This window comes from Flavobacterium alvei, assembly GCF_002920895.1.
Lineage (GTDB): Bacteria > Bacteroidota > Bacteroidia > Flavobacteriales > Flavobacteriaceae > Flavobacterium > Flavobacterium alvei.
Map to the genome: position 1 here is coordinate 25,280 of NZ_PQVG01000006.1, position 13,902 is coordinate 39,181.

The following is a 13,902-nucleotide window of genomic DNA, read 5'->3' on the forward strand; positions in this document are numbered from 1 at the left end:
TTTTGCAAAAAGTTATAAATTTAGATATAACATTTGAGTAATAGTTTTTTTTGAAGACACTAAGTCTAATTTTGTCATATTAAGGATATTTATTTTGAAATCCCCAAAGTCATAAATAGCCCCGATAGTAGTGGAAATCCTTTGTGGCCGGTGTTCGGCCACAAAGATTGTAGCGAAAAGCGGGAGCAGAGCCCATAAAAACCTCAAAAAGTCTTGCTCCTAAAAATCAATCCATTATCTCTGGAGAATTATTTTGCAGTTCAAAATAAAAGAATTACTTTTGCACACCTTTTGGTGAATAAGAGTTTCCTTTGGGTAAAAACTAATTTATACAAACAACTTCTGTTGTTTTCTAGCACGTTATGAAACTCGAGAAAATGCAGAATACAAATTTTTAATCAGCATGTCTGAACAATTAAAATCACAAGAAGAGTTTTTAGCAAATTTTAACTGGCACAACTTTGAAGAAGGTATTGATGCAGTAGATGAGAAAAACTTACAAGAATTCGAAGACCTAGTTTCAAAAACTTTTATCGCGACAGATCAAGAAGAAGTAGTAGAAGGTATCGTTGTTAGAATTACTGATAGAGACGTTATCGTTGATATCAACGCAAAATCGGAAGGTGTTATTTCATTGAACGAATTCCGTTACAATCCAGCATTAAAAGTAGGTGACAAAGTAGAAGTATTGATTGACATCCGTGAGGATAAAACAGGTCAATTAGTATTATCTCACAGAAAAGCACGTACTATCAAATCATGGGATAGAGTTATTTCGGCTAACGAAACAGGAGAAATCGTTACTGGTTTTGTGAAATGCAGAACTAAAGGTGGTATGATCGTGGACGTTTTCGGAATTGAAGCTTTCCTTCCAGGTTCTCAAATTGATGTTAAACCAATTAGAGACTACGATGTATATGTAAATAAAAACATGGAATTCAAAGTGGTAAAAATTAACCACGAATTCAAAAATGTTGTTGTATCTCATAAAGCGCTTATCGAAGCGGATATTGAAGTACAGAAAAAAGAAATCATCGGAAAATTACAAAAAGGACAAGTATTAGAAGGTGTTGTTAAAAACATTACTTCTTATGGTGTGTTTATTGACCTTGGAGGTGTTGATGGATTGATTCACATTACTGACCTTTCTTGGTCAAGAATCAACCACCCATCTGAAGTTCTTGAATTAGACCAAGTTCTTAACGTGGTTATCCTTGATTTTGATGACGAGAAAACAAGAATCCAATTAGGATTGAAACAATTGAATGCTCATCCTTGGGATGCTCTTGATGCTAACTTGACTGTTGGTGACAAAGTAAAAGGTAAAGTAGTTGTAATCGCTGATTACGGTGCATTTATCGAAGTAGCTGAAGGTGTTGAAGGTTTGATCCACGTTTCTGAAATGTCTTGGTCAACTCATTTACGTTCTGCTCAAGATTTCGTAAAAGTAGGTGATGTTGTTGAAGCTGTTATCCTTACTTTGGATAGAGATGATCGTAAAATGTCATTGGGTATCAAACAATTGACTCAAGATCCTTGGACTGATATTACTTCTAAATACCCAGTAGGTTCTAAACACACAGGTATCGTTAGAAACTTTACAAACTTTGGAATTTTCGTAGAATTAGAAGAAGGAATCGACGGATTGATTTACATCTCTGACCTTTCTTGGACTAAGAAAATCAAACACCCATCTGAATTTGTAAATGTTGGTGAAAAATTAGAAGTAGTAGTATTAGAATTAGATGTTGAAGGACGTAAATTATCTTTAGGTCACAAACAAACTACTGCTAATCCTTGGGATCAATACGAAGATTCATTCGCAGTTGGAACTATCCACTCAGGTGAAATTTCTGAAATTGTTGACAAAGGAGCTACTGTAGAATTTGGTGATGATATCGTTGCTTTCATTCCTACACGTCACCTTGAAAAAGAAGACGGTAAGAAATTGAAAAAAGGCGATACTGCTGATTTCAAAGTAATCGAATTCAACAAAGAATTCAAAAGAGTAGTTGCTTCTCACACTGCTATCTTCCGTGAAGAAGAAGAAAAAGCGGTGAAAGCTGTTGAAGCTGCTGCTGCCTCTAATACAAATGCACCAGCTGCAACTCTTGGAGACAACAATGATATCCTTGCAGGTCTTAAAGCCCAAATGGAAAAAAACGAAAAAAAGAAATAATCTTTTAATCGTTTGAATATAGAAAGTCCCGAGCAATCGGGACTTTTTTTTTACCGCAGATTTGCAGATTTTACGAATTATGCTTCGTAAGTTCGCTGCGCTCGGGTGAAATATTTTATTTCTTTAGTTTCCTATTAATGTATTTATTGTGTTGGGTAAAGTGAATAGTACTATGTTTGGAGTAATTTTAGGCAAACATTCCATAGCTACAGCAGCTCTATATTGATCTTCAATATTTAAACTAAACACTTTCCAATTTTCAGTAGTTTTTAGTAAAGTAGTATCTATAATATGTTGACCATCTAAACAAGGAATGTATTTAAAATCTTCATCAATCCCTTTTCCTAAAGCTTTTACAAAGGCTTCTTTTCGAGTCCATGAGGTGTAAAAAGCATGTTTTCTATTAGCCGCATTTTGTATGGATAAAATTTCGTTTTCGTTAAAAATATCTGGAAGGATATCATTGAAGTTAAAATCCTCAGACATAAATTCAACATCTATTCCAACTTTTTTGCGAGAAACAGCAATAATTGCATAGTCTTCAGAATGTGAAATGTTGAAATGCAACCAGGGGTGAGAGGCTAAATAGGGTTTTTTATTGGAATGATAATCAAAGCAAATATTTTTGACATCCAATTTTGTGTAAGCTGCTAAAATTAATTTTAAAATAGACCTGTAAATAATAAATCGGTTGCCATCTATTTCCTTATGAAAACGTTCTGCTCTGTTAATTTCAGTAGAATTAAGAAAATTAGCCAAATCAGATTTCAAGTTGATGAAACTGGGTAAATAAATTGTGTAAATGATTACATCATTACTATTTAATGAATATTCTTTTTTAGGTATAAATTCAATTTGTTTTAGATTTGAATTAGAAATAAAGAGTTTAGCTGTTTGCATGTCTTTTATCTAAAATTTCTTGAAATATTTTTGCTAAATTTTTGTCGTGAGGGCTTTCTCTAATATCAAAATTATCTCCTGGAATATTATGAATATTCACTCCCATTAATGCCGCTTTTTTCCATCCTAAATGAATGGGTGCTAATCCGTATTCTGGATGATCTTTTGATCGTATTAAATCTACTTTTAATTTTTGAGGTTTTAAGTGATATTTGTTTAAAATTTCCATTATTAAACCTACTGCTTTTGTAAATTGTTCATGAGCAAGAATTTCTTGTTCTGTCAATTGAATGTTCTGATCAAAATGTTTTTTTTGTAAATATTCTTTTTTTGAATTAAAACGCTTCATAAAACCTTTCCAACTTGTAAGCATTTCCATTAAATAAATCAATCTTCTCCTTGTTTTTGCATAATATTTAACTAGTTTTTTTTGCTTTTGTGTTTTGTAATAATAAGAAGAATCGGCATAAGAGTCTAGCAATGCTAGCATACTAACATCTTTTCCTTTTGCTTTTAATTGACGGCTCATTTCAAAAGCAACGATACCTCCAACACAAAAACCAGCCAAAGCATAAGGTCCATTTGGATTTATTTTTTCAATAGCTTCTATGTAATGTGCCGCCATATCTTCGACAGACTCATACCAATCATCAAACCCTTTTGGTCCAACACCTTGAAGTCCATAAAAAGGTTGATCTTCATCAAAGTGTTTACTCATATTGACCAAACATAAGACATCGAGGCCTCCTCCGTGAAGCATAAAAAGTGGTGGCTTATTTCCGTTAGGTTGTAATGGAACTAAACAATCTGAAAATAATTCTTCACTTGTTTCTACTAGTTTGGCAAACTTCTCAATAGTAGTATGTTCCAATAAAGTAGATATAGGAATCCGTTTTCCTGTATGTTTTTTTATTTCATACATAATTTTAACTGCCTTAATAGAATGCCCGCCCAATTCGAAGAAATTACTGAAAATATCAATATTTTCCATATTCAAGCATTCTTTCCATATTGTGGCAACTAACTTTTCTTCTTCTGTGCGAGGAGCAGTGTATTTTTGTTTGCTTTCAGCATTAGATTTATATTCTAATAATGCTTTACGGTCTATTTTATCATTTGCAGTTGTTGGTATTTTTTCCAAAATATAAAATACATTTGGAATCATATAAACGGGTAAATGTGAGGTCAATTCCTTTCTCCATAACTGAATAGATTCGTGTTCATTAGTTACTTGACCATCTAGTGAAATAAACGCAATGAGAATATCTTTTTCAGCTAGTACTACAGCCGTTTTAATACCGTCAATAGACATTAAACTATGTTCTATTTCACCAATTTCAATACGATAACCTCTTACTTTAACTTGATGGTCGATACGTCCAAGACATTGAACCTGACCATTAGGCAGCAATTTTCCTAAATCACCCGAAAGGTACATTTTTCCATTTGATTCACTTTCGAATGGGTTTGGAATAAAGCGATCATTAGTAAGATCAGGACGATTTAAATAGCCTAAAGACACTCCATCGCCAGCAATAACTATTTCGCCTATTTCTCCTTGATTTACAGGGTTTCTATTGGTGTCTAATAAATAAACAATGGTGTTGGCAATGGGTTTTCCAATAGTTATTGGGTCATCATTTATTGAAATTTGAGTAAGAAAAGAGCAGACAGTAGTTTCTGTTGGTCCATAAATGTTCCATAATTCATTACATCTAGATAATAATTTATGAGCCAAAGCCATTGGTACAGATTCACCACCAATTAATATTTTTATATTTAGTGGTTTTTCCCAGCCTGAATCTAGTAAAATTTGCCATATACTTGGAGTTCCCCAAATGACTGTAATTTTATCTGTAATCGCTTTTTCAAGTAAAAGTTGTCCATCTAATCGGGTGTCTTCATCAACAATTACAACGCAAGCTCCAAAAAGTAATGGAAGGTAAATTTCCATCACCATAGCATCAAATGAGATGGTTGTAAGTGCAAATATTTTATCCGTTTGATTAATTCCAGGGGCTTCAGCCATAGAATAAACAAGGTTAATTACATTGCAATGAGCTACTTGAACTCCTTTAGGCTTACCTGTAGATCCAGAGGTGTAAATTATATAGGCAGGAGATTCTGTTGGAGTTTTAAAGCTTAAAGATTCGGTAGGTTGATTTTCTATAGCACTTAAAATATCAGCAATAGAAAGAAAAATCACTTTATCTGAAGTGGCCTTTTTTGAGTTTTGACCTATATAAAAAGTAGCATCGGCATCTTCAATCATTAAATCTAATCTTGCATCAGGATACATTGTATCTATAGGAACATAAGATGCACCACATTGCAAAACAGCAAAAAGAGATGCTATTAATTCGGGAGATCTATCTAACGAAACAGCAACAATTTGTCCTGGTCTCAAACCTTGAGACCAAAGATAATTTGCCATTTGATTAATTTTTTTTTCTAATCCGCTATATGTAAGCTTCTTACCGTTAAATTCAATTGCTATTGCATTAGGAAGCATTTCAGCTTGCAATGCAAAAAGTTCATGTAATGTACTCTTCGGATACATCATTTTTGCTCCACAAATTTCGTTCTTTGAACTATTTTTGTTGTTTTTCCCCATTCTAATTAGTTTAAAGTTAAAAACTTCAAGTTTTATTCATTCTTTACAAATGTCTTTAACTACTATTATAAACATCTACTTTTTAACTCTAGCAATTTGAATCTTTTTTTCTTTATTAAATCAGCTATTTATATGTCTTTTATCTAAAATTTTCTGAAGCATTTGTGCTAATATTTTGTCATTTGGTGGGGCAACAATACTAAGATGATTACCTGATATGTTATGAGTATTTACTCCTTTTAGAGCTACTTTTTTCCATCCCAAATATTTTGGGTCTATTTTGTGGTTTTCATCCTCTTCTGCTCTAAATAATTCAACTTCCAAATCTTGAGGAATAAGATGGTATCGATTAACAATTTTATCAACCATACTATTAGCTTCAATAAATTGTTCAAGTGCTAGTGCTTCTTGTTCAGAAATAGTGTCTTTTATACCAAAATATTCTTTTAGTATATAGTCTTTTTTCAAGTTTAAATGCAATTTTAATAATTTCCAACTCGTGAGCATTTCTTTTGAAAAATCGAACCATTTTCGAGTGCGATCATAAAATCTTGCCAGTTTCTTTTTAGAACTTGAAGCATAATAATAGGATGAATCAACATGAGTGTCTAATAATCCAATAAAGCTTACCGTTTTTCCTTGTTCCTTCAATTGACGAGCCATTTCAAAAGCAACAATACCCCCAAACGAAAAACCAGCTAAAGCATAAGGACCATTCGGGTTAATTTTTAGAATTGAATCTATATAGGTTTTCGCCATAGCTTCGATAGATTCAAACCAGTTATCATAGCCATTTGGGCCAACTCCTTGAATAGCATAAACGGGTTGATCTTCATCAAAATGTTGAATGATGTGAGAAAAATTTAAAATATTGAGTCCAGCTCCATGAACTATAAAAAGAGGTGGTTTATATCCGTTTGGTTTTACGGGAACTAAATGGTCAAATGGAATTTCGTTTTCTGTTGTTAATAATTTAGCAAATTTTTCAATAGTTGAATGTTGAAATAATGCAGAAAGAGGAATTCGAATACCAGTCTTTTTTTCAATTTTAATCATAACGTTTACGGCCATGATTGAATGCCCACCCATTTCAAAAAAGTTGCTAAAAATATCAATACGTTCTTTTTTTAGAATTTCTTGCCATATTTCGGCCACTAACTTTTCTTCTGCTGTACGAGGTTCTGTGTAATCTTCTTCACTATCAGGATTGGATTCATATTCTAATAAAGCTTTACGATCTACTTTGTCGTTTAGCGTTCTCGGCATTTTGTCTAAAATATGAAAAACATGAGGAACCATAAAAGTCGGTAATTGCGAAGCTAGTTCTGTTCTCCATAATCGAATTTCATCTAGCTCTGAAGTGAACTCATAATCGACTACAATAAAAGCCACAAGAATATCATTTTTAGCTAAAACAATTGCCGATTTAACCCCTTCAATTGATGTTAAAACATGTTCTATTTCGCCAATTTCAATTCGATGACCTCTTACTTTAACTTGATGGTCGATTCGCCCAAGACACATAACCTCATTGCTTGGAAGTAGTTTTCCAATATCACCAGAAAGATACATAATAGCATCTTCTTTGTCCGAAAAGATATTAGGAATATATTTTGCTGCAGTCAATTCGGGTCTTCCCAAATAGCCTTTACCAACACCATCTCCACCAATGGCAATTTCGCCAATAGCATTTGGCGGCAATAAATTCATTTGTTCATCGACAATATAATATTGCATATTAGCAATTGGACCTCCAACAGAAATTATTGTTTCTTCATCTTTTATATGTTTACATGAAGAAAAAATAGTGACTTCGGTTGGTCCATATAAAGTCCATAGTTCTTCGCTTCTTTGAATCAATTCCTTAGCTAATTTAGCAGGTAGGGGTTCGCCACAACACCATATTTTTATCGGTAATTTTTTTGACCATCCCGAATCTAATAGCATTTGATAAGTAGTTGGTGTAGCTACAACTAAGGAGATTTTTTCTTTTTCAAGCATCTCATTAAATAGTCTGCCATCACTTGGTGTATTATGATCAGGTATTACTAAAACAGCTCCTTTAAATAGAGGGAAAAATAATTCGAAACTAGCAATATCAAAGGAAATGGTCGAAATAAAAGGGACTCTGTCTGTTTCTTTTATACCTGGTTCAATTTCTAAAGAATAAAATAAATTAACTACATTTCTATTGGTTATTTTAGCCCCTTTTGGTTTGCCTGTTGATCCTGAAGTATATAAAAGATACAATACATTTTCGGGATCTACATACCTTTCTAGTTTTGTTGATGGGTATTGATTTAATGATTGCATAGCATCATCTATCAAAATAGTATTCGAAGATTTTGGTAATGATAAAGACAAAGCTTTGCTAGTTAGCAAAAATTTAGCTTCAGAATCTTCCATCATATATTCTATTCTCTTAGTTGGATATTCGTGATCTAATGGGAGATAGGCTGCCCCACATTGGATAATGGCTAAAATGGAATATACTAATTCTGGACTTCGCGGATAAGAAACAGCAATGTAATCGCCAGATTGAACGCCTTGTGCTTCTAGATAATGCGCAAACTGATTGACTTTAGTATGTAAATCTTGATAGGATATTTTAGTATTGTTATATTCAATAGCAATATTATTAGGCGTAATTTCGGCTTGTTTGTTTAAGACTTCTGATAATGAAACATATGGATAAGGAGTTATGGTGTCATTTAGAGTGGCGTAAGCTGCTAAAAAATCTTCATTTATAATATCTGTTATTGGGCTGTTTTGTTTTGATATTAATTTATTTAGGGTTTGTTCAAATGATATCATCATTTGATTTATAGTTTCTTCTTTGAATAATCTAGTATTATAAGAACATTGAAAAGTGGGATGGTTTTTAGACATACAAATATGCAACTGAATTTCAAAAGACGCATATTTTCTAGGGTTAATTTTAAATTCATAAGTAAGACCAATAAATGAAAACTCACTTTCTATATTGCTATTTAAATCAACTGTTAGAGTAACAGGAACCATAGGAACCCTTGATGGATCACGAGCTATTGCCAATTTTTGAAGAAGTTGTCCAAAACTAACTTGATGATATGAATAAGCTTCTAATACCTCTGTATTTCTTTGTTTTAAGTATTCTAAAAAACTATTTTTTGTGTTTATATTACTTCGTAATGGAAGAAGGTTTGCACAATCTCCAATCATATGTTTCATATTGTATCTTCGATTTCCTGAAATTGGAAACCCTACCACTAAATCATTTTGACCAGTGAATTTACATAAATACAGCTCGAAAGCTGCAAGTAAAGTCGTTGCTAAACTACAACCAGCACTTTTTCCAAGTTGTTTTAGAGAATTAATAAGTTTAATGTCAATTGGAAAATCAAGGCGTTGGCTATTGTAAGTTCGTAAAGGAGGTCTTGAAAAATCTATTGGTAATTCAATTTCAGGAACAGATTCTTTGTAAATAGAAAGCCAATAGTCTTCTATTTGTTTGTATTCACTATTTTCTGTAAGCGAATTTACTTTTTTGGCATATTCACTAAAGCGTTCAGGATTTGTTAATTCAGGTACTGTATTTTCAATAAATGCTGAATATAGTTTGCTAAGGTCTTCTAAAATGATGTTAATGCTTAAACCATCTCCAATAATATGATGGTGGGTTATCACTAGTATATGCTCTGAATCATCAATTTTAATTAATTTGACTTTAAACAAAGGGCCTTTAACAAGGTCAAATAGGGCATTAACTTCTTCATCAATTATAAAGTCTAAGGCTTGTTCTTTTTCATTTACTGGAAGTTGACAAATGTCATTTCGAGATATTTCAATAGTAAGTTCCTTATATATGTTCATAAACATTCCATCAGAACAAAATGTTGCTCTCAAACATTCGTGACGATGTACTAATGTATTCAATGCATGTTCAAGCGCTTCTAGGACTAATTCACCATTGAATTTAATAGAATAAGATAGATTATAGGCTTTATTTGCATCACTGCTTCCTATTAAACAGTCTGTCCATATTTCTAATTGTGTATTTGTAATAGATATAACACTCTCTATTTCTGGAGAAAGTAAATCGAATTTAGTTTTATTGGGGGCGTTCGATTGGTCTTTCATTTTATGGGTAGATTTTTTTTTTATTTTTAATTTTGTTTGAACTATTAGTTTAGACTGAATTGCAAAATTAACAATACTATTTTAATATGTTTTTCATCCAGAATAGTTTGAAGCATTTTTGCTAAAACTTTATCATTTGGAGGATCTACAATACCAAGGTGATTACCAGGAATATTATGAATATTAACTCCTTTTATTGCTGCTTTTTTCCATCCCAAGTGTGTTGGGTCTAATTTATAATTCATATCATCTTTAGATCGAAATAAATCTACCTCAAGATTTTGAGGCTTAAGATGATAGCGATCTACTATTTTTTGAACCATATTATTGGCTATTGTAAATTGTTCAAGTGATAGAGTTTCTTCGTCTGTCATTTTATCTTTTACACCAAAATAATTTTTTAATATATGCTCTTTTTTTGCATTAATACGAAACTTAAATCCCTTCCAGCTTGTTAACATTTCTTTTAAAAAATCAAATCTTCTTTTTGTAACATCAAAGTATCTAATTATTTTTTTGTCTCTGTATATTTTATAGTAGTAGGATGAATCAACATAAGAGTCGAGCAATGCTGTCAGACTTACTTTTTTTCCTTTTTCTTTTAATTGACGGGTCATTTCAAAGGCAACAATACCACCAAAAGAAAAACCCGCTAGAGCATAGGGACCATCTGGATTTATTTTTTCAATAGCATTAATATAATGCGCTGCCATAGATTCAATTGATTCATACCAATTATCATAACCATTTGGTCCAGTACCTTGAATACCGAAAACAGGTTGGTCTTCATCAAAGTGTTTGCTCATAGAAACAAAATTTAAAACATTGAGCCCAGCTCCATGAATTATAAATAGAGGGACTTTATTTCCTTTAGGTTTTATTGGTACTATACAATTTGAATAACTTTCGTTATTTGTCTCTAATAATTTAGCAAATTTTTCAACTGTTGAATATTCAAACAGAGAAGATAGAGGAATTCGTTTATTAATATGTTTCTCGATTTCAATTATAACTTTTACTGCTTTTATTGAATGTCCACCTATTTCAAAGAAATTACTAAAAATATCTACTTGTTCTAAGTTTAAACTTTCTTGCCAAATCGAGGCTACTAATCTCTCTTCTTCTGTTCGAGGGGCAGTATAATTGATTATTTTATTTGTTTTATATTCAGATAATGCTTTGCGATCTATCTTGCCGTTAAGTGTTTTTGGCAATTTCTCTAATAAATTGAAATCTTGTGGCACTAAATGGGGCGGCAATTGCGAAGCCAAGGCCTCACGCCACCTAGGTATTTGTATTTCTGCGCTTTCAATATCAGATTCAGGTACAATATGTGCAATTAGAAAATTTTCATTAGCCAATACAACAGCATATTTTATTCCTTCAAGTACTATTAAGGCTTGTTCTACTTCTCCGGGTTCTATTCGATGCCCTCTTATTTTAACTTGTTGATCCAGACGTCCTAAACACTCTATTTCATTATTAGAAAGGATTCTTCCTAAATCGCCTGTACGATAAAGTAAATTGTCTTTATTAGTAGAAAATTTGTTTTCAATAAATTTTTCGGAGGTGAGTTCAGGTCTATTCCAATAGCCCTTTGCTACGCCATCACCACCAATGGCTATTTCGCCAATGTTTCCTGGAGCTACAAGTTGACATTGATCATCAATAATATATATTTGTGTATTTGCTATAGGTTTACCAATGGTTATTATACTTTGGTCAGTTTTTATTTGTTTTATAGATGACCATATTGTGGTTTCTGTTGGTCCATACATATTCCAAAGAGAGTCACACTTAATTAAAAGATCTTTGGCAAGATCTACAGGCATTGCCTCACCACCACATAATGCTTTAAGTGGTAATTTTTTTGACCAACCAGAATCTAACAGCATTAACCAAGTTGTGGGTGTTGCTTGTAAAAAATTAATATTTCCGTTTTCTATTAATTCTAGTAAAAGTCGCCCATCTCTAGCTGTTTCTTGGTCGGCTAGTATTAATGTTGCGCCTTTAATGAGTGGTAAATATAATTCTAAACCAGCAATGTCAAATGAGATTGTAGTAATAGATAATAGCCTGTCATTTTCATTAATACCAGGTTCTAAAGCCATACTGCAAAGAAAGTTTACCAGGTTTTTATGAGTAATAGGAACTCCTTTTGGATTACCAGTAGATCCAGATGTGTAGAGTATATATGCTAAATCCTCAGGAGTTACTTTAGTTTGTAACTTTGTGACAGGATATTGATTTAATGATGCGACAGCTTGTTCTATTAAAATTGTATTCCCTAATTTTGGTAACGAATTGGATATGGTTTTGCTGGTTAATAAAAATTTAGCTTTAGAATCTTCCAACATAAATTGTAGTCTCGATATGGGATATTCATTGTCTAAAGGTAAATATGCTGCACCACACTGCATAATAGCTAATAATGAAATAAGAAGTTCTGGACTACGGGGTAATGATACAGCAATAAAATCGCCAGCTACAAGTCCTTGATCTTTCAAATAATGAGACATTTGATTGGTCTGTCTTTGTAGGTCTTCATATGAAATAACATTGTCAAGATATTCTAATGCAATATTCTTTGGTGATTGTTGAGCTTGTAAAACAAATAAATCGTATAAAGAAACATTAGGATAGCTAGTTTTTGTAGCATTTATTTCATCGTATTTACTAGTAAAATCTTGAAATGTAATTTCTCCTAAAGTTTTTGATGGATCTTCTACAACTAGTTCTACTATTTTTTCAAAAGAAGTCATCATTTTCTGGATGGTTTCTGGTTTAAATAGAACTTCGTTATAGGACCATTCAAAAACGAGATTTTTTTCATTACCACTGGCATTAAGAAAAATATCAAAGACTTCAAAAGCTCGAGGATTACTTATTAATTGATAAGTTAAATTTGAAAAATGAACTCCATCTGTCATTCCTAAGTCGATATTGAATACTATAGGTACTAAAGGAATTCGAGAAGGATCTCTGGCTATTTTTAATTTCTGTAAAAGATGACCAAAGCTTAGATGTTGATGATCGTATGCATCAAAAAGTTCCGATTTACGTTGTTTTAAATAATCTTTAAAACTCATATTAGGATTAATTTTACTTCTTAATGGAAGTAAATTAACGCAATGTCCTATCAAATGATTCATATCTACAGCGGGTTGCCCAGCCGCAGGCATTCCAACTACAATATCATCCTGACCTGTTAATTGATATAAAAAAATCTCAAAACTAGTCAACAATGTTGTTACTAAACTTGAGCCAACGCTCAATCCAGTTTGTTTTAGTTTTAATAATAAATTGGGGTCAAAAGCGAAATCTAAACGATGACTTTTATAGGTTTTTAAGGACGGCCTAGCATTATCAGTTGGTACATTTACAATAGGAATAGATTCCTCATACATTTTTAACCAATAGGCTTCTATTTCTTTGTTTTCTTCACTATTTGAAAACAATTGTTCTTCATTTGCATAGGCTATAAATTGAATGGATTCAGGTAGGTCAGGTATTTTATTTTCTACATTAGCTGAATAAATTGCTCCTAAATCCTGTAACATAATTCCAATAGACCAACCGTCGCAAATTATATGATGGGCGGTAACTACTAATTGATGCTCAGTATTAGATAACTTAAGTAACCCAAATTTAATTAGCGGTCCGTGTACTAAGTCAAAAAGGAAATGCGCATCTTTACTAATGTATTTATTTACACCTTCTTTTTTACCAATTTCATCTAAGTTAGATAAATCTAAATGAGTTATTTTTGTAGGATATTGTTTGTAAATGGACATGTAAACACCATCTGTACTAAATGTAGCTCGAAGTGATTCATGTCTTTCAACCAATGTTTGAATAGCCCTATCCATAGCTATAGAGTCTAATGAACCGTTAAATTCCATTGAAATCGATTCATTATAGGCTCTTGCTGCATCACTTCCGCCAAAATAACAAGCAGTCCAAATTTCAGATTGTGATTTTGTAGTAAAGACAACAGATTCTATTTCTGGACCTGAAAAGGGATCAAATTTGGTGTTTTCTTTTAACATATCTCTGGACAATTCAATTTTGTTTTTTATCTACTATTAGT

The 13,902-nt window shown here is 32.3% G+C and carries 5 protein-coding genes; 1 reads left to right on the forward strand and 4 read right to left on the reverse strand.

Translation table 11 applies throughout. The features are described from left to right. Nucleotides 1-403: 403 nt before the first annotated feature. Nucleotides 404-2,179: a 30S ribosomal protein S1 gene (rpsA, locus tag C3L50_RS11030; RefSeq protein ID WP_103806244.1), complete on the forward strand. Its 1,776-nt coding sequence runs from the start codon at nucleotides 404-406 to the stop codon at nucleotides 2,177-2,179. 123 nt (nucleotides 2,180-2,302) lie between these two features. Here rpsA and C3L50_RS11035 read toward each other — a convergent pair whose 3' ends face one another. From C3L50_RS11035 to C3L50_RS11050, 4 genes are all read right to left on the reverse strand, one after another. Next, nucleotides 2,303-3,079 carry a 4'-phosphopantetheinyl transferase family protein gene (locus C3L50_RS11035; RefSeq protein WP_103806245.1) on the reverse strand — a complete coding sequence of 259 codons (777 nt, stop codon included), beginning with the start codon at nucleotides 3,077-3,079 and terminating at the stop codon, nucleotides 2,303-2,305. Then, nucleotides 3,066-5,693, reverse strand: a complete 2,628-nt coding sequence (locus C3L50_RS11040; protein WP_103806246.1) for an amino acid adenylation domain-containing protein — start codon at nucleotides 5,691-5,693, stop codon at nucleotides 3,066-3,068. Before C3L50_RS11040 ends, C3L50_RS11035 begins: the two co-directional genes overlap by 14 nt. 120 nt (nucleotides 5,694-5,813) lie before the next feature. Next, nucleotides 5,814-9,812, reverse strand: coding sequence for a non-ribosomal peptide synthetase (locus tag C3L50_RS11045; RefSeq protein ID WP_103806247.1), 3,999 nt, complete (start codon nucleotides 9,810-9,812; stop codon nucleotides 5,814-5,816). A gap of 44 nt (nucleotides 9,813-9,856) precedes the next feature. After that, entirely contained in the window at nucleotides 9,857-13,861 is a 4,005-nt protein-coding gene (locus tag C3L50_RS11050) for a non-ribosomal peptide synthetase (protein ID WP_103806248.1), read from the reverse strand. Between the last annotated feature and the right edge of the window lie 41 nt (nucleotides 13,862-13,902).